Source organism: Amycolatopsis mediterranei (genome assembly GCF_026017845.1).
In the GTDB taxonomy this organism is placed as follows: domain Bacteria; phylum Actinomycetota; class Actinomycetes; order Mycobacteriales; family Pseudonocardiaceae; genus Amycolatopsis; species Amycolatopsis mediterranei.
Genome location: NZ_CP100416.1, coordinates 7,379,326 through 7,396,305 on the forward strand (window position 1 = coordinate 7,379,326; position 16,980 = coordinate 7,396,305).

Below are 16,980 nucleotides of genomic sequence, written 5' to 3' on the forward strand. Positions count from 1 at the left end.
TGCGCTCCCCCCCCGCCCCCGCGCTCCGCGCCCCCCCCCCCCCGGTCCCCCCCGGCGTTGCTCGGGGGGGGGGGGGGGGGGGGGGGGGGGGGGGGGGCCGCCCCCCCCCCCCCCCCCCCCCCCCCCCCCCCCCACTGCCGGCCGACCCCGATTTCGCTTCACCCGGAAAAGGCGGATGTCAATATGTCGCGCATGGACACCGATTCCTGGCAAAAACCGCCCAGGGAAGTCCTGGGGCAGGTAGTGCCGATCCAGCAGTTCGTCGCCCGGACGGACGCCGTGGTCGCCGCGCTGCATTACGCGGTCGCCTTTCCCGAGGGCTGTGTGCTCGCGCTGCACCTGGCCGTCCGGCGAGGCCCGCTGGACGGCCCGGCGTGGAAACGTGTGACCGGAACCGACCTCGACCTCGAGGCGCCCGAGGGCGGCTTGAAGTTCGGCGTCCGCCTCCCCGACGGCTCGAAGGTCACGACCGTCGAACACGCCATCCCCGGCTGGGCCCATCCCTCCGACACGCCGGAACGCCCCATGCTCGCCGAGGTCGGCGCCGGCTCCTCCAGCAACGACCGGTACTACGACCGTCATCAGCAGCTCTGGCTCCGGCCGCTGCCGCCGCCAGGCCCCTTCGAATTCGTCTTCGCGTGGCCGAGCATGGGCCTCGATCCGACCGCCACCACACTCGACGGGAACGCCATCGTTCGCGCGGCGGGCCACGCCGCACCCTTCTGGGCCTGACAAGCGACATCGAGCCGAGACGGCGCGCCCACGGACGCCGTCTGTCCAACAGGTCAGTCCAGCTCGGCCGCCTTGCGCAGCAGCACCGAACGTTCCCGCTCGTTGGCGCACAGCCGGGCGGCCAGCTCCAGTTCGGCGCGCGCCTCCGGGCGGCGCCCCAGCCGCGTCAGCAGCTCGCCGCGCACGGTCGGGACCAGGTGCGACCCGGCGAGCCGATCCGAGACGACCAGCTCGTCCACGATCGCCAGGGCCTCCTCCGGCCCCGAGGCCATGGCCACCGCCACCGCCCGGTTGAGCTCGACCACCGGCGAGGGCGCGACCCGGCCCAACGCCTCGTACAGCACCACGATCCGGTCCCAGCCGGTGGCTTCGACCGACGGCGCCGCGGCGTGCGTGGCCGCGATCGCGGCCTGAAGACCGTACGGGCCGAGGCCGCCGCCGGCCGAGGCCTTGGCCAGCGCGGCCAGCCCGCGGTGGATCGCCGAGACGTCCCACCGGCGCCGGTCCTGGTCCTCGAGCAGGACCGGCGAACCGTCCGGCGCGGTCCGGGCCGGGAAGCGCGCGGCCGTCAGCTCGCACAACGCGAGCAGGCCGTGCACCTCCGGTTCGTCCGGCAGCAGCGCGGCCAGCGTGCGGGCCAGCCGGATCGCCTCGTACGCCACCTCGGGGCGCACCAGCCGGTCCCCCGAAGTGGCCGTCGACCCCTCGGTGAAGATCACGTAGAGGACGCTGAGCACACCGCCCAGCCGCTCCCGGCGTTCGGCGGGCGGCGGCAGCTCGAACGGCACCCCGGCCGCCGCGATCGTCTTCTTGCCGCGGGTGATGCGGGCCTGCAGGGCCGGGACGGAAACCAGGAACGCCCGGGCGATCTCCTGGCTCGACAGGCCGGCCACGACCCGCAGCGTCAGCGCCACCCGGGCCTCGGGCGAGAGCACCGGGTGGCAGCTGACGAACATCAGCGCGAGCACGTCGTCGTCGATCCGGTCGGGATCGACTTCGTCGCCGGCCGCCGCGCCGAGCGCGGGATCGGTGGCCAGCACGGCATACCGGTCCCGGAGGGCGGCCCGGCGGCGGATCGCGTCGATCGCCCGCCGCCGGGCGGTGGCCATCAGCCAGCCGGCCGGATCGGCGGGCGGGGTGCGCGGCCACGACACCAGCGCCTCGGCCACCGCCTCCTGGGCGGCGTCTTCGGCCAGCCCGAAATCCCCGGTGAACCGGGTCAGCGCGGCCACGATCCGCGCCGACTCGATCCGCCAGACGGCTTCCACATCGGGGGTGCTCACCGGATCAGTGCGGGGTCTCGTCGCCGCCGGGCACCCGCCGCACCTCGACCTTGGCCCCAGGAGCCGCGGGAACGCGCTTGGCCCACTCGACCGCCTCTTCCTTCGAGGCGACGTCGATCAGGAAGAAGCCCCCGAAGAGTTCCTTGGTCTCCCCGTAGGGCCCATCGGTGACCACGGGCGTCTCTCCTCCGAAGTCGACGACAACGCCCTTGGCGGGGTCGTCCAGCCCTTCGGCGGCGACGTAGACACCGGCCTTGAACAGGTCGTCGATGAACTGGCGGCTGGTGGCGATCATCTCGTCGATGTTCGCCATCATGGCCGCGTTCGACTCGTCGGTGCCCCGCATGATCAGCAGGTACTTCGGCATCTCGGTCTCCTCGTCCGGCGGGCCGCTCCGGGCCCGTGCGCCCTCTGGTCGAACGGGCGGCTCACGGATCGACACGGCACCGGAGATATTTTCCCGCACCCCGGCCGGGGGTGTTATCGCGCGAGGAACTCCAAGGCCTTGCCGACGAACTCGGCGTGGAACTGGAAGATGCCGCCGTGGCCGGCGTCGGGATAGATCACCAGTTCGCTGTCGGGTAGGCGGCTGGCCAGGTCGCGGGTGTTGCCGGTCGGCACCATCCGGTCGTGGTCGCCGTTGGCGACCAGCACGGGCTGGCGGATGCCGGAGAGGTCGGCCGGCTTTTCCAGGCCCCAGCGGTGGATGGCCTTGAGCTGGGCGACGTAGGCCCTCGGCGCGATCGGCTTGTCCCGGTTGTCCTTGCGTTCCTTCAACCGGGCCAGGAACTCCTGGCCCGCCCGCTTCCCGTTCGAGGTCCGGGTGAAGAAGAGGAACTGCTTCGGGTCCTGCAGCGTCAGCAACGCCCGGACGGTGTCGAGGTTCGAAATCCGGGTGACGTCCTTGATGCCCTCGCCCCCGGCGGGCCCGGTGCCGGCGACGATCAGCTTGCGGACCAGCTCCGGCTCGGTCTGGACGATCACCTGGGCGATCATGCCGCCCATCGAGAAGCCGAGGAGGTCGACCTTCGGCAGGCCGAGCGCGCGGATGAAGGTGACGGCGTCGGCCGCCATCGCCTGGATCGACTTCGGGGTCGTGCCGGTGGACGCGCCCACGCCGCGGTTGTCGAAGGCGATGACCCGGTGACGCGCGGCGATCCCGTCGACGACGCGCGGGTCCCAGTTGTCGAGGACCGCGGCGAGGTGGGTCAGGAAGACCACCGGGACACCGGTCTTCGGGCCGAGCTCGCGGTAGGCGAAGTCGACGCCGCCGGCGGAGACCGTGCGGGTCGGCGCGTCCCGGTAGGACGTCACGACGTCTTGGCTGCTGTTCATGGTTCGTCCTGTTCGGTCGGTTGCCGGGGAAGAGCTGGGGTCACGCTTTATATTATGACCATAATTTCATGAGCGGTGCAAGCGGCACCCCGAGCGATCCCGAGATCCCGGCCCGGCGGCCGATCAGCCTTCGGACGCGTCCAGCACCGTCAGCGCATTGCGGACCCCCTGCTCCAGGATGTCGTCGGAGAGCTGCCGGTCGGCCAAGGCGCGAGCGAGCTGCAGGGTCCCGGCCATCAGGGCGTAGATGCCGAGGGTCTTGGTGCGCACCGACGCCGGGTCGTGCGGCGCCAGGCGGGCGGCGATGTCGTCGATGACGGCCACCACGCTGGTGGTGTAGGTCTCCTTCGTCGGATCCGCGCACCGGGTGATCTCGTCCAGCAGCGCGGCGGACGGGCAGCCTTCCTCGGGAAGGTCACGGTGCTCGGGCGAGAGGTAAGTGCGCACCATCTGCTCGACACCGTCGCGGCCGGGCGGGAACGAGGTGAGCCACTCGCGCTGGCCGCGCAGCTGCTCCGAGACGACGGTGGCGACCAGGTCTTCCTTGGATTCGAAGTGGGCGTAGAAGGCGCCGTTGGTCAGGCCGGCGTCCTTCATGAGCGTGGCGACCCCGGAGCCGTCGATCCCATCGCGCTTGAGCCGGCGTCCGGCCGCCTCGATGATCCGCTGCCGCGTCACCTGCTTGTGCTCTTTCGCGTACCGCACCACGCGCGCCTCCACTCGATGCCCCGATGTTAGTACGATCATAATCTGAATCTGGCCAGACCCCTTGCACCCCCGCCCCGCCGAGTCATATTGTAGTACGATCATAATCTCAAGGCGGGTGGCTGACATGAGGGCGTTCATCGTCGATCGTTACGGGAAGAACGACAACGAACTCCGGGCCGGCGACGTACCGGAACCCACCGTCGGCGCCCACGACGTGCTGGTCCAGGTGCACGCCGCCGGCGTCAACGCCCTGGATTCGAAGATCAGGGACGGGGAGTTCAAGCTCTTCCTCCCCTACCGCCCCCCGTTCGTCCTGGGCAACGACGTCGCCGGGGTGGTGACCCGTGTCGGGGCCCGCGTGCGCGAGTTCAAGCCCGGCGACGCGGTCTACGCGCGCCCGGGCAAGGACCGGATCGGCACCTTCGCCGAGTTCATCGCCGTCCACGAAGGCGACCTGGCCCGGAAGCCGAAGCGCCTCACGATGGAGGAAGCCGCATCGATCCCGCTCGTCGGCCTGACCGCGTGGCAGGCCCTGATCGAACGCGCCCACCTGCGGAAGGGCCAGAAGGTCTTCATCCAGGCGGGTTCGGGTGGCGTGGGAACGTTCGCGATCCAGCTGGCGAAGCACCTCGGCGCGACCGTGGCCACGACCACGAGCACCGCGAACGCCGGCTTGGTCGAGCGCCTCGGCGCGGACATCGTGATCGACTACCGCAAGGACGACTTCGAAACCGTCCTGCACGACTACGACGTGGTCCTGCACAGCCTCGACAACGAAACGCTCAAGAAGTCCCTCCGGGTCCTGAGACCCGGCGGCAAGCTCATCTCCCTCTCCGGCCCGCCCGACCCGGACTTCGCCAGGGAGATGGGAAAACCGTGGATCCTGCGCCCGGCAACACGGGTGCTCAGCCACGGAATCCGGACGGCGGCCAAGCGCCGCGAGGTGGACTATTCGTTCCTCTTCATGCGAGCGAGCGGCACCCGGCTCCGCGAGATCACCAGCCTCATCGACGACGGTGTCATCGAGCCGGTCGTGGACCGGGTCTTCCCCTTCGAGTCGACCAACGAGGCCATGACGTACGTCGAAGAAGGGCACGCCAGGGGGAAGGTCGTCGTCAAGGTTCGCCGGACGGAGGTTCCGTAATCGGGCGCGCCGCCTGGCTTATTTCAGCGCCACGACGAAGTCCGCGCCGATCTTCCCGTAAGCGGTCGCCGTCGCCGTGATCGTCCCCGCGCTGAGCACGGTCGATCCGGCGGTCTCGATCAGGACGTACAGCAGGTTGACGTCGACGAGGGTGCTGAACCGGTCCTCGAACCACAGAGGCCGGTTTTCGGTGACCTGCTGGGCCTGGCCCGGTTCGGCCTTGACCAGCAGCACGTGACTCATCCCGTCGGTCGTGTGCAGGTCTTCGTGCAGCGCCGCCGCCGAAAGCAGCGAGCGCTTGGCGTTCGGCGGGACGACCCGAATGGCCGCGTTGAACGTGTCGATGGCCGCTACCACCGAGTCGATCTGCTCGACACGGCCACTCAGCTCCTGAGCTTCGGGGCTCCCCGCGGGAGGCCGCCGGTTGCCGAGGTCCGTCTTCCGCTCGACGAGCTGTTGCCGCATACCGCCCACCACCGCGACGGCGCCGTAGATCTCACCCCGGGGCAGCAGCCGGAAGTCGTCGTGCACGACGGGCACTTGCAGTGCCGAGGCGAGGAGTGCACCGACCACCGCCGCTGCCGCCGCCAGATCGTTCACGGTAACCGTGGCTGTGGCCACCGAACGCTGGGTCGTCAGCAAGGAAAGAGCGGAGGGAAGGGCACTGGCGACGACCGCCGCGACGTCGGCGGCCAGCGCCATCTCGTCTCCTTCCTCCGGCGGCAGGAGCGCTGCTGCGGCACGCTGGAGCTGCTCGAGACCGGACCTGACTTCGGCGTAAGCGGCGTCCGCCGTCGCCAGGTCCGCGTCGCTGGTGACGAGCAACCTGCGCCATCCGGTTCTGTCTTCAGGGAGCTTCGCGGGCACCGCGCCGGCAGCTTTCGCGAGCGCGCGGTAAGTCAGGGAGGTCCCCAGAATCGCCGGGCCGTCCTTGACTTCGAGAACGCTGTCCTTGACCTTGCCGAAGTCCGGTACCAGCTCGGCGAGCCGGCTGGTTCGCGCGTCCGTGGCGTCCTGCTCGGCTTTGGCCGCCGCACTACGCGCCTCGGCTTCGGCTTTGGCCACGTCGGCCTGGTCCATCCGCTGCTGGAGGTCGTCCGGCAAGCTGTGGTCTGCTGGAGGTGTCATTTCGGTGCTCCTTGGCTGGACGCCACCTCTTCGAGCAGGTCGGGCCGGGTCCGGCCGAGGTGGTCGAGGATCGCGGTGATGGGCGTGCCGTAGTTCTCCTGCCTGATGGTCTTGCCCCACACCGACATCGGCTGGCCCGGAATGGTCTGGAAACCACGGTGCAGCGCAGCGACGAACCAGGCGTCGTCACAGATCGGCGAGCCGGACGAACCGCCGGCGGTGTCGGTGAGGTAGCTCAGCCGGTCCCCGGTACCGGCCACCACGAAGTTGTTCCGGAAACCCAGCCTCATCGGGTCACCGGCCGGGTGCTGCAGGACGTTGACGCGCTCCCGCAGTGGATTGGCTCGCGGTTTGATGATCGGAGCGTCCCGCAGTCGCATCGGCTGCCGGGGAACGGATCCCGTGGGCAGCCGCAGGATCGCGTAGTCGAGTTCCCGATCGAAGGCGACGCACCCCTCCGACGGCACGCTGCACACCTCGGAGTCCGTCCGGTAGTAGTCGAAGACCACTTCGGTCACCTTGGCCTGGTGCTCGAAGTCCACGTCGGACGCCGCGGGCTCCCTGGCCAGCCGGGCGTTCATCACGTGGAAGTTGGTGATCAGCAAACCCGGCGCGAGCAGCCAGCCGGTGCCGAGGCCGACATCGGGCACGCCGCGTGGCAGCGTGGAGGGGACGCCGCCGAAATGGCGAGGAACCAGCAGCTTGGCCACGGAACGGGACACCCGGGCGCCGTCGTGCAGGAACCCGACATCGAGGGTGTCGTCTTCGACGATCGTGATTTCCAGTTCCCCATCCGTGCGGGGGAGCTCGGCGGCGTCGGTGGGAGCGGCCGCCGGTGCGTCACTCGGTGACGTGGTCGGCGGCGCGATCCCGTCGACCGACACGATCTCCAAGGCGCGCCGGAACACCAGTTCTTCTTCAGTGCCGGCGGACAGCAGGATCGCGTTGTTCAACCAGGTCTGCAGGGGCACCTCGCCGGACAGGAGCACACGTGTGCCGTTCATCCGGCTGGTCAGCGTGAGCAGCTTGGCCACCCCCGTACCACCGGTCGTGAAGGCATCGACGAAGGCCCGCGAGATGCCGGCGGCCAGGGCAAGCCGGTTCTGCTCATCGGCGAACCCCAGGTCGATCGCGGCCCGGCGCACCTCCTCCAGCGCTGCGTCGTTCAAGTAAGTGAACGTCATGGGCGATGCCCTTCCGGTGCCGTGCCCATCGGGCGGACCAGGTTGTCGACGACCAGGTCGCGAGCTTCCTGGGCGTCCGATGCGTAGTCCAGGCCGAGCGCTACCGCTTTGCCGGTGTAGCCCGAGGTGACCGCGGTGCTGGCCAGATCTGCGATTTCCCAGCCGGCACGGGGCAAGCCCACGTCACGAGCCAGTTCGGCGAGGGCGGGGGCCGCGCTCGCCGTCGTCTGGGACAGCAACTGCTCGACCGCGAACGAGTCCGGCCTGAACACACCTCCGTCGGTCTTCTCGCCGACTTCCAGTGCGACGTGGCGAAGCACGTCGGTGTCGGTCGATCCGGCGGCGTGAAGGACCCGCAGCACGAGGTCGTGCCGGCTCAGCAGTTCGGCCTTGGACAGTCGGGTGAACCGGTCGGTGAGCAGGCCGCCGACCTCGAGCGCCTGCTCCGGCGAGCCGCCCCGCTGCAACGTTTCCAGTGCTGCCGCCAGCAGGTCGACGCCTCGTGCTTCGTCACCGAGGAGATCCGCGAGCGTCGCTCCCCATCGGGCGGCACGCACGACCCCGGCGTCGTCGTCCTGCACGCCGTGCACCGCGATCGCCTGCTCGGCCAGCTCGATCTGAACCCGCCGCCGGTCCTGCCCGGTCGCGCTCACGATGCCGGCCTCGAGCAGCCGAGCAGCACTGATGATGTCGCCGACCGCCAACCGGGCGGCGACCTCGATCGGGTACAGCGGACTGCCGGGCAGCCGTTCGGTCCGCTCCCCGAGGACGGCGAGTGCTTGGTCCGGGCGTTCCGAGGCCAGCCACGACCGGGCCCGGTCGGCGGCTTCGGCCTCCCAGTCCTGCTGGCCCCACTCCGTGCGTTCACTGGGATCGGCGAGACCGAGCCGCCGGCCCAGCCAGGTCCGGGCCGAGGACGGCAGCGGCTCTCCCAAGGTGGACGCCAGCAACGGTTTCAGGTCGGCGTGCCACAGGTCGTCGAGCCGGCGTGGATCCTCGTCACTCATCAGGTGGTGGTAAAGCTCCTCGGCGCGTGCGTCGATCCCTCGCCGGCTCCCGTAGTACGCGATGGCCCGCCGATGGATCTGCGCGACCGCCGCAGCACGCGTCGGCTCGTCCAGCATCGTCCGCAGCATCAGCCGGCGTACGTCTTCCCGGTGACGCAGCGTGTCAGCGTCTTCCCGGTCGAACATGCCGACCTCGAACCGCAGCTTGTCGAAGATGATCTCGGCCCGATCCGGATCCAAACCGCACGGCTCGGCGAGAACCTCGCGCAGCACGCCGACGGTGACCTTGCGAACGGCCAGCCCCGGGTGCGCGACCCGGACGACCTCCGGATCGCCGATGTGCCCGAGGATCCGGCCGTAGAGCATGCCCTGCACCTGTTCGAGCGCGATCTCGGTGAGGGCTTCCGCCCGGGTCGTCACCCCGTCGAACACCTCCTCGGACATCCCGATCCTGGCGATCGCCTCCGCAGCGAGGTGCAACGTCAACGGATTCGCTCCGAACTTCGTCACGACCATCGAACGCACCTGCGGATCCGACACCCCGAGTTCGTCCAGGACGTCCTCGGCCGAAGCGGGCTCGAGGTCACCGAGCTCGATGACCTCGAGCCCGGCCCGATCCGGGAAGGCGGACTTCGCGCCCCGGCCGGACACGACGACCTTCATGCCGGGCAGGCGGTCGAAGAGCCGGTCCACGAGGTCGAGCAGGTCGTGAAGAGCGCCGGGTCCCCGTATCTGCACTTCTTCGAACGTGTCGAGCACCAGGACGAGCGGCGGTGTGCCGGGCTCGCCGTGGAGATCGTGCACTTCGGCAAGCCGCTGTGTCAGCATGCTCAGCATCCGGGCCAGGTCCGGCTCACGTGCCAAGTCGACGTCGAGGATGGTGGACGCGGCCACCGCGTCCGTGCCGAAGGCGGCGCTCTCGTGGGCCGCGAAAGTACGGGCGTCCTCTTCGTAGGTGGCGTAGAGCAACCGGAGCTGCCGGGCAATCTGCCCGAGGAGGCCGACCGGGTCCCGAGGATCGTTCCTGCTGCGATCGAAGTCCAGGTAGGCGAACGAGATCGGCTCGAATTCGACGTGTTCCTCCAGCCGCAGCAGGACGCTGCCCAGCAGGCTCGACTTGCCGGCGCCGCCTGGGCCCTGCACGACCATGATCGACGCCGGTGACCGTCCGACCACGTGGTCTTCCAGCGCGATTTCTTCCGTGTCGCGGCCGCAGAAGTCAGCGCCGACCAGGGCGCGGAGCGGGTCGAGCAGCCGACGGCGATCGAGGGTCGCGAAGACCGCGGTGCGGATCGTCCCCTGGGCGATGCCGAGTGGCTCAAGCCACTTGATCACGGCGCTGTAGCTGGTCAACGTGCCGGTGTCGAGGGCGGTCAACTGCTCGGGCGGGAGCTGGGTGAGGAGGCGGCGCAGCGTGTCCCGCTTCTCGTCCGGCAGTTCGTCGTTGGCCCTCAGTGCCCGGTCGAATAGCTGTTCCGCCGCCAGTCGCCTCAGGCAGGCGGTCCGCACCCCGTGTTTCAGCGTCCATGTTCCGTCTGGGTTCGTCTGGACGAGATCCGCGAGTGAGGTGAGTGCCGACCCTGCCGCGTCGGTCGTGGGACGCAGCGTCGTCGGCCAGAAGCTACCCAGCACAGCCGCCGCCGAAGTCCACGGGAAGTGCGCCGCGTCCAACGCGCGGGTGTCCTCGTCCGGCGACACGACCGACTTGAGGGCTTGACGCAACTCGTCGGCGAATCCGACGAGGTCGTCAGGCACCTGGTCGGTCTCCCGCGGCCCTGGACGCGCAGTGCGCGCGTCGGCGTAGAAACGCGCGACCCGGTTGATGTCGGCTGCCCGCATCGGCGTCCGCTGGATCAGCGAATCGAACAGCTCCGCGTCGACGAGCTCCCGACGTAGCAGCTCGTTCGCGACCGCCCGCGCATACCCGGACATCGTCAGCGCAGAAGTCCTCACGTCGACCAAGTCGTGCAGCACCAGAAAGCGCTGCAGCTCAGCCGGATCGTCGAACAGCGCCATCAAGAGTTCGAAAAGCCGCCCGTTGTCGGTCATTGCGGCGCCCCGGCGAGCTGACGGTGTGCGATGACGCACTGCTGCGCGAGCAGACGCAAGCGCATCCGAGGCGTATGCGTGCGTGCGTCGACGTCCGTGAGGACCATCCTCGCCGCGAGGTCGTAAAGGCGTCGGTCCCGGCCGGGTGCCGCGTCCCGCAGCCAGGCCGCGATCTCCGGCTCGGTGATGTCGGGCAGGGTGTGCCGGTCATCCAGGCCGGGCAGGTTCGTCAGCCCGAGCGCGGCGATGTCGTCGGCCAGCACGGTGATTCGCAAACCCTTCGCCACGAGCGGGTCTGCCTGGACCTGACCGAGAAGCTCGTCGACGAACCGCAGCACTCCGTCGTCGAGCTCGGCCTCGAGCACATTGGCGATGAACCAGACGGGCGTGCCGCCCAGCGCGGCGTCCCTGGCGAGGTCCCGCGCGAGTTCCGCGGCCCGGCGCTCCGGTTCGTGGTGGGTCGTGCCCCGGGCCCCCGGCCGAGCCGGAACCCACATCCGCAACTGCGTGACGACGGAGTCCAGCACGCCGGGGTCATCGAAACAGCTCAGGTGCTCGACCACCGTGACGAGCTTCCGATGCCGCTGGGCACAGAGCTCGATATAGCTGCACATCGTCCTCTTGCCGTGGCCGGCAGGCGCCTCGATGGTCATGGCCGCCGGTCCCGCGCCGAGCGCGATCTCGTACACGATCTGCCGCAGCGCCCGCCGGTCGGCGAACGGCCACGCGACCGGTACCCACAGATCACCCGCGCCGACCGCGTTCCACTGAATCCGGCTTCGGCGAAGGGCCTCGACGAGGTGGTGAACCTCGACGAGGACGCCCGCACGGTCCACGGTCTCGACGACCCGGGCGAAAGCAACCCAGTCCACGGCGGCGAGCGTGTGGTCCAGCAACGCCGAAGCGCGGCGGTAGTCGTTCAACCCCGCCGGGACCAACCGGACCGCGTCGACACCGAACAGGTCGATGGCGGCGGAGCCCGACAGATTCACCCCAAGATGGTCGACGATCAGCGGGACGATCTGCCGCCGCTGCTCTTCTGTCAGCACGACTGGCCCCCTTACTCCGCTCCGGCGCCGGGCAATTCACCCGTTGCTTGATGAGTCGGGCCACGGTCACGTCCTGTTACGAAGAACGGGCTCATACCGGCGTGCCGGCCGGTGATCCCGGCCGGCAGCCGGTGAAATGTCACGACCGCTGACGCAGCTCGTTCAGCTGATGCGAACCGATCACCTCGTTCTTTTGATCGAGGAAAGTCAGCCGAACGATGCTGTTCGCGTCGACGTCCACCGTAATCGAGATGTCCCCTTTCGCCGCCACCAACGAGACGGACCCGAACACGAGACCCGACGAACGGGGAATCTCGATGATCGTGATCTCGTGGGCCACGCCACGCTTTCCGGTGAGGCGAAGGAACTCAGTGCGCTTGGTGGGAATTGTCCTCGATGGGTCGATCATGGTCAGGACTTCTTTGTTGTCCTCGGCATGGGGAGACAGCGAGCAAATACGTCCATCCGTGCCCGATACGAGAACTCCCACACCGAAGCTCAAGGCGTTCAACAGCAGGAAGGTCTTCTGAAAACCGGTCAACACACCGGCTTGTGTTCCGAGACCGTGCGCTACGGCGGTCTCCTGGAAGTTCGAGACGACCTCGGCCCCGGGGACGACCGCGGTGATCTGCTCCGAAACGGTGAAGATCTTGGTCCCTTGGCCGGCCAGCATGACCTTTCCGCCGCGCTCGACCCACGCGCTCACGCTCTCACCGAACGCGAGGCGGGTGAAGACGGTGTCCAGAGTCGCCCGGACCGACTTGTTGAGCTCGGCTGTCAGACGCCGGAACTGCGTCCGGTCGATCTCGATGCTGATATCGACCAGGCCGCGCGAAACGTCGTCGAGGTCGGTCAGCAGCATGGTCGTGGCGTCCCGGTAGCCGAGGTCCCGTTTCGCGCGTTCTGCCTCCCGCCGCAGCTTGTCCCGGACGGTCGACGTCAGTTCCCCACCCCAGCCGTGCACGGTACGCAACTGTTCCTCGGCGTAGGCGACCATGACGTCGTCGAAGTCGAGTCCGCCGACCTCGTTGCTGCCGGCGACGGCCCGGACCTCCGCGACCCCCTCGCCGGCCTCGACCAGAGCGACGTCGAACGTGCCTCCGCCGAGGTCGACGACCAGGTAGTCCTGCTCCGCCTCCGGCGTCGCCATCAGCGTCAGCAGGGACGCGGCGTTCGGTTCTCCGATCATCCGGGTGACGGTCAGGCCGGCCAGTTCGAAGGCCTTTTCCAGAGTGTCGATCTGCCGCAACGTGAAGTTCGCCGGATGAGACGCGATACATCGCCGAACCGGGGAGCCGAGCGCCTCTTCGGCGTTGCGCCGCAACGACCGCAGAATCAGGCCGACGGCGAGCACCGGCTCGATGCTGCGCCCCTCGATGAGGTAATCGACGCTACGGCCCAGGTCGCGTTTCGCGTGCCGGATCGTCGAAGTCGGCCGGTACGGTGTCGCCTCCACCGCCGCGGTGCCGACCAGGTAGTCCATGTCCGGCAGGAAGTGCAGCACGGACGGCACCAGCGGCCGTCCGTCCGGGCCGGGGATCAGCGCGACGTCGCCCTCGGGCCGGTACCAGGACACGACGGAGTAACTCGTCCCGAAGTCGATCGCCAGCAGCGGATCTTCCACGGTGCCGGCCGGAACCACGGGGGCGACGCGCCTGGTTCGCCGCTCCGCGCCGATGGGCGTCGTCGCGCGCCACTGGTTGAGCGTCTGCTCGGAGACGACCTCCAGGTGCTGCACACCGAGCGGCTCGACCCTGGAATGCGGTCGTTGCTCGGGCTTGCCGTGCGCCTTGGCCAAGGCCGGTACCTGCACCGAAAGGTAGGCGTCGAGCTCGTGAATCGTCCGACACCGGCCTACAGAGCCGAACGCCGAACACAACGCTTCGGTGAAAACGCCCGACCTGATGGCGTCGATCTCGTAGGAGACCCGCCCGGGGCGGCAGGAGCAAAAGGACACGACGCCCGGCGGGCACAGGGCATCCACGTCGATGCGGGGCAACGACGACGAGACGGACCTGCCGCCGTCCAGAACGTTCCGGCAGGCGTCGAGGAACAACACGACGTGCGGGGCCGCGGCCGCACCCAAGTAGCGCACGACGGTGTCGAATCGCAGGGCCGTGTCCTCCACCGCCGCCCGGACGCAGTCGATCGGCAGCAGGTATTGCGAGTTGTCGCCGGCTTGGAACCCGTGTCCGGAGAAGAAGAAGTAGAGTATTCCGTCGTCTCTCGGGTCGGCCGCCATCCGCGTGAGGTGCCGCAGCACGTTGGTTCTCGTCGGTTGGTGCGTCCTCGGCATGTTGTCGTGCAGGACGACGAGTTCGGAATCTTCGACACCGCAAACCGTCCGCAACGTGTCGGCGACCCTTGCCGCGTCGGTCTGCGCGTGGCGCAGCGGAGCGATGTCGGGGTCCTCGTAACCCGCGCAGCCGACCACCAGCGCCCGGTTCACGTCCGGGTGCCTTCGGTGCGGCGGAAGACCAGCTTCACCCCTCCCTTGATTTCACTGGAGAACGAACCGACCAGCCGGACCTCACCCTTCGCGGTGAGGTCCAGATTCACCTCGAAGGCATCCAGCTCGAACATTTCGGACGCCTCGGCGGCCCGGCGAAAGGCGCTCGCCAGGCGCGAGCAGACGGCCGACAGGTTCTGCGCCAGCTCCTCCGAGTCCAGTTCACCGATCCGGCCCGCGACCTGGCGCGCGGTTGAGAACAAGCCCTTTTCACCGTCAACGGCCGGCTCCGTCCACAGGATCGGAATGCCATCCCCGCTCGCCACCGTCAATGCTTCACCCTCGCCCTCATCCGGCACACCACAGCGTGCAACCGTTAGATTCGGGGTGATCAAGCGTCGCGTTACGACCGGCCACCTCGAACTGACCGGCTGCCGCACTCCCGGTCATCGCCGCCAACGCGCTCGCCCTGCCCCACCTGGTCCACCACGGCGAAACCGGCTACCTGTTCGAACCAGGCGCGATCTCACGGTGGATCGCCAACGATCGGCGGGCCGGGATCGCGAACCTTCGGCCGTCAGCCGTGTTCGGTGAGCATGGCCACGTAGATGTCCTCGACCTCCGCGCTCTCCAGCCCGGCAGCTTCGGCGACCTGGTCGATCGGCTGCCCCTGTTCGAGCAGGGCGCGGGCGCGGGACCGGGCGCCGTCGAGCCAGCCGGCCGAGAGCAGCATCGTGCGTGCGGCGTGGCGTACGGCCTCGCGCTGTGCGGGTGACCACGGTGCCGACGTCGTGGCGAGGACGTGGCCGAAACGTTCCTCCAGGAGCCGGCCGAGTTCCTCTCGCTGCCAGGCCACCGTCTGCCCGGCGAAGCGTTCCTGACTGACGGTGAGGTCGATGGTCAGCGTCCCGTCGGCCCGATCGAACCGGCTGAACGTGCGGCGGCCGAGCGCCTCCGGCAGGCACCGCAGCCCGACCAGCAACTCCCCGGGCACCGCCGCCGTCGTCGTGGCGAACTCGCTGCTCACGTCCCGGAGTTCGCCGGCGAGTTCACGAACCGCGTCCGCGCTGCCGGTGTCGGTGACGACCTCGAAGTTCACCCGATCACCCTCCCACACGCGCTGCGCGAGGAAGCCGAAGGAGGACCAGGGGCCGGCGGCGATCAGCACTCGACGCCGGCGCACCAGACGCGGCTGATCGCGCGGGTGGCGCGGATGTCGGCGACCGGGTCGCCGTCGACCAGGAGCAGGTCCGCGCGCAGCCCGGGCCGGATCGCGCCGCGGTCGGTGAGGCCGAAGTGCTTCGCGGGCAGCGCGGTCGCGGCGCGTAGTGCATCCACAGTGGACAGTCCGGCGGCGACGAGCAGCTCGAGTTCGTCGTGGAGGCTCGCGCCGTGCTGGACGGGGGACGGAGAGCCGGGCGCGGCGTTCGCGTCGGTGCCGGCCAGGATGGGCACGCCCGCGCGGTGGAGCAGGGTGACCGACGTCTTCGCGCCTTCGTAGAGCCGCGGTTGCCCGATCCCCGACGAGATGCCCTTCATCATCGTCAGCGTCGGCACGACGACCTTCACGCGCGGGATGTCCTCCCCCGCGATCGGCGGCCCCAGCGGTGCGTGCGTGACGACGTCCACGCCCGCGTCCAAGGCCATCGTGTACGCCCCGGCGTTCGCGGCGTGCGCGATGACCAGCAGCCCGGCTTCGTGCGCGGCTCCGGTGAGGGCACGGGCCACGGGCAGTTCGGGGCCACCTCCGCCGGGCGCCTCCAAGACGATCTTGAGGTAGTCCGACCCCGCTGCCCTGCGTGCCGCGACGAAGTCCTTCGCCTGCGCGGGGTCGGTGACGATCGCTTCGGCCGGCATGCCGGGCATGCGGGCGTGGTGGCCGCCGGGGCCGATCGCGGGCACCCCGGCACTGCGGATGTCGGAAAGGCCGGGCTGGTCGCGCAGTGCGGTCAGCAGTTCGGCGGACGTCGTCGCCATGTCGAGCGCGGTGGTGACGCCGTGCCGGATGAGCTGCTCGAGGTTTTCCCGGCCGTGCAGGTGGACGTGGGCGTCGATGAGGCCGGGGAGCAGGACCTTCCCGGTTCCGTCGATCGTCCGGGCGCTGCTCGCCTCCGCGGCCAGCCTGTCGCCGTCGAGGAAGACGGTTCGCGGCTCGCTGAGCCCGGCGCCGTCGAAGATCCGGACGTTCGTGATGGCCGTCATGACGCACCCCCGATAAGGAACGGTATCGTTCACTAACGACCGTACACGAGAGGGGCCACGATGACGGGGACGCGGCGCCGGGGCGACGCACTGGTCCGGGCGATCCTCGAGTCGGCGCTGCACGAACTGGCCGAAACCTCCTTCGAAGAGCTGAGTTTCGAGAAGGTCGCGGTCCGGGCGCGAACCGGAAAGGCGGCGCTCTACCGGCGGTGGTCCACGCCCGAAGACCTGGTGCTGGCCGCGCTCACCGATCCGGTCGCGGGATTCGGGGCGACTCCGACGCCGGGCACCGGCAGCCTGCGTGGTGATTTGCTGGCCCTGCTCGGGGGGCTGGCTCGCGTGCTCGACGAGCCGCACGGCCGGGCCCTGCTCGCGCTGATCACACAGCGGGCAAAGCACCCGGAACTGTTCGCCCGGGTTCGTGCACTCGTGCTGCGCCCTCGTCAGGAGCTGATCCTCGACCTGCTGACCCGCGCCGCCGAACGCGGGGAGGCGCGGCCCGCCGCGGTCACCGCCCGCATCGCGGCGGTCGGGCCGCGCCTGGTTCTCGTCGAGCACTTGGAGGCCGGGGTGGTGACCGCGACCGAGGTGACCACGATCGTCGACGAAGTGTTGCTCCCGCTGATCAGACGCTGAAGGACCGCAGCTCCGGGCCCGCCTCGGGGTGCCGGCTGAAGCCGAGGCGGGATGCCACGGCTTCACCCGGCACG

The 16,980-nt window shown here is 69.5% G+C and carries 15 protein-coding genes; 3 read left to right on the top strand and 12 right to left on the bottom strand.

Going from position 1 to position 16,980, the window contains the following annotated elements; all coding sequences use genetic code 11:
- Positions 1-192: 192 nt before the first annotated feature.
- On the top strand, positions 193-732 hold the full coding sequence (locus ISP_RS32905) for a hypothetical protein (protein WP_235190551.1): 540 nt from the start codon (positions 193-195) through the stop codon (positions 730-732).
- Positions 733-785: 53 nt separating this feature from the next.
- Here ISP_RS32905 and ISP_RS32910 read toward each other — a convergent pair whose 3' ends face one another.
- The 4 genes from ISP_RS32910 to ISP_RS32925 all read right to left on the bottom strand — a co-directional run bounded on the left by ISP_RS32910 (position 786) and on the right by ISP_RS32925 (position 4,058).
- Positions 786-2,000 carry an RNA polymerase sigma factor gene (locus ISP_RS32910; protein ID WP_013228198.1) on the bottom strand — a complete coding sequence of 405 codons (1,215 nt, stop codon included), beginning with the start codon at positions 1,998-2,000 and terminating at the stop codon, positions 786-788.
- A 19-nt stretch (positions 2,001-2,019) separates the two neighbouring features.
- The gene (locus ISP_RS32915) at positions 2,020-2,382 is read right to left on the bottom strand and encodes a YciI family protein (RefSeq protein WP_013228199.1); all 363 of its coding nucleotides are present in this window, start codon (positions 2,380-2,382) and stop codon (positions 2,020-2,022) included.
- 113 nt (positions 2,383-2,495) lie between these two features.
- Positions 2,496-3,350 (bottom strand): alpha/beta fold hydrolase, encoded by an 855-nt coding sequence (locus ISP_RS32920; RefSeq protein WP_013228200.1) that lies wholly within the window; start codon positions 3,348-3,350, stop codon positions 2,496-2,498.
- Positions 3,351-3,473: 123 nt separating this feature from the next.
- Entirely contained in the window at positions 3,474-4,058 is a 585-nt protein-coding gene (locus tag ISP_RS32925; protein WP_013228201.1) for a TetR/AcrR family transcriptional regulator, read from the bottom strand.
- Positions 4,059-4,182: 124 nt separating this feature from the next.
- Between ISP_RS32925 and ISP_RS32930 the strand changes: the two genes are divergently transcribed.
- Positions 4,183-5,202: an NADP-dependent oxidoreductase gene (locus ISP_RS32930; protein WP_013228202.1), complete on the top strand. Its 1,020-nt coding sequence runs from the start codon at positions 4,183-4,185 to the stop codon at positions 5,200-5,202.
- 18 nt (positions 5,203-5,220) lie between these two features.
- On the opposite strand, the gene ISP_RS32935 is transcribed toward ISP_RS32930, so the two are convergent.
- From ISP_RS32935 to ISP_RS32970, 8 genes are all read right to left on the bottom strand, one after another.
- On the bottom strand, positions 5,221-6,330 hold the full coding sequence (locus tag ISP_RS32935) for a hypothetical protein (protein ID WP_230468465.1): 1,110 nt from the start codon (positions 6,328-6,330) through the stop codon (positions 5,221-5,223).
- The gene (locus tag ISP_RS32940) at positions 6,327-7,514 is read right to left on the bottom strand and encodes a trypsin-like peptidase domain-containing protein (RefSeq protein WP_013228204.1); all 1,188 of its coding nucleotides are present in this window, start codon (positions 7,512-7,514) and stop codon (positions 6,327-6,329) included. Before ISP_RS32940 ends, ISP_RS32935 begins: the two co-directional genes overlap by 4 nt.
- Positions 7,511-10,570: an AAA family ATPase gene (locus tag ISP_RS32945; RefSeq protein WP_013228205.1), complete on the bottom strand. Its 3,060-nt coding sequence runs from the start codon at positions 10,568-10,570 to the stop codon at positions 7,511-7,513. Before ISP_RS32945 ends, ISP_RS32940 begins: the two co-directional genes overlap by 4 nt.
- The gene (locus ISP_RS32950) at positions 10,567-11,619 is read right to left on the bottom strand and encodes a hypothetical protein (protein ID WP_013228206.1); all 1,053 of its coding nucleotides are present in this window, start codon (positions 11,617-11,619) and stop codon (positions 10,567-10,569) included. Before ISP_RS32950 ends, ISP_RS32945 begins: the two co-directional genes overlap by 4 nt.
- Before the next feature lie 139 nt (positions 11,620-11,758).
- A complete protein-coding gene (locus ISP_RS32955; protein WP_013228207.1) occupies positions 11,759-14,068 on the bottom strand; it encodes an Hsp70 family protein in 2,310 nt (769 codons plus the stop codon).
- Positions 14,065-14,394 carry a Pepco domain-containing protein gene (locus ISP_RS32960; protein WP_014467454.1) on the bottom strand — a complete coding sequence of 110 codons (330 nt, stop codon included), beginning with the start codon at positions 14,392-14,394 and terminating at the stop codon, positions 14,065-14,067. Before ISP_RS32960 ends, ISP_RS32955 begins: the two co-directional genes overlap by 4 nt.
- 251 nt (positions 14,395-14,645) lie before the next feature.
- Positions 14,646-15,251, bottom strand: a complete 606-nt coding sequence (locus tag ISP_RS32965) for a hypothetical protein (protein WP_230468466.1) — start codon at positions 15,249-15,251, stop codon at positions 14,646-14,648.
- Positions 15,230-16,270, bottom strand: a complete 1,041-nt coding sequence (locus ISP_RS32970) for an amidohydrolase family protein (protein WP_013228210.1) — start codon at positions 16,268-16,270, stop codon at positions 15,230-15,232. Before ISP_RS32970 ends, ISP_RS32965 begins: the two co-directional genes overlap by 22 nt.
- A 60-nt stretch (positions 16,271-16,330) precedes the next feature.
- On the opposite strand from ISP_RS32970, the gene ISP_RS32975 reads away from it, so the two are divergent.
- The gene (locus tag ISP_RS32975; RefSeq protein ID WP_013228211.1) at positions 16,331-16,906 is read left to right on the top strand and encodes a TetR/AcrR family transcriptional regulator; all 576 of its coding nucleotides are present in this window, start codon (positions 16,331-16,333) and stop codon (positions 16,904-16,906) included.
- The last annotated feature ends 74 nt before the right edge of the window (positions 16,907-16,980 follow it).

Coding starts and splice junctions, on each gene's coding strand:
- ISP_RS32905 (WP_235190551.1), top strand. CDS start 193: ATGGACACCGATTCCTGGCAAAAACCGCCCAGGGAAGTCCTGGGGCAG.
- ISP_RS32915 (WP_013228199.1), bottom strand. CDS start 2,382: ATGCCGAAGTACCTGCTGATCATGCGGGGCACCGACGAGTCGAACGCG.
- ISP_RS32920 (WP_013228200.1), bottom strand. CDS start 3,350: ATGAACAGCAGCCAAGACGTCGTGACGTCCTACCGGGACGCGCCGACC.
- ISP_RS32930 (WP_013228202.1), top strand. CDS start 4,183: ATGAGGGCGTTCATCGTCGATCGTTACGGGAAGAACGACAACGAACTC.
- ISP_RS32935 (WP_230468465.1), bottom strand. CDS start 6,330: ATGACACCTCCAGCAGACCACAGCTTGCCGGACGACCTCCAGCAGCGG.
- ISP_RS32940 (WP_013228204.1), bottom strand. CDS start 7,514: ATGACGTTCACTTACTTGAACGACGCAGCGCTGGAGGAGGTGCGCCGG.
- ISP_RS32945 (WP_013228205.1), bottom strand. CDS start 10,570: ATGACCGACAACGGGCGGCTTTTCGAACTCTTGATGGCGCTGTTCGAC.
- ISP_RS32970 (WP_013228210.1), bottom strand. CDS start 16,270: ATGACGGCCATCACGAACGTCCGGATCTTCGACGGCGCCGGGCTCAGC.
- ISP_RS32975 (WP_013228211.1), top strand. CDS start 16,331: ATGACGGGGACGCGGCGCCGGGGCGACGCACTGGTCCGGGCGATCCTC.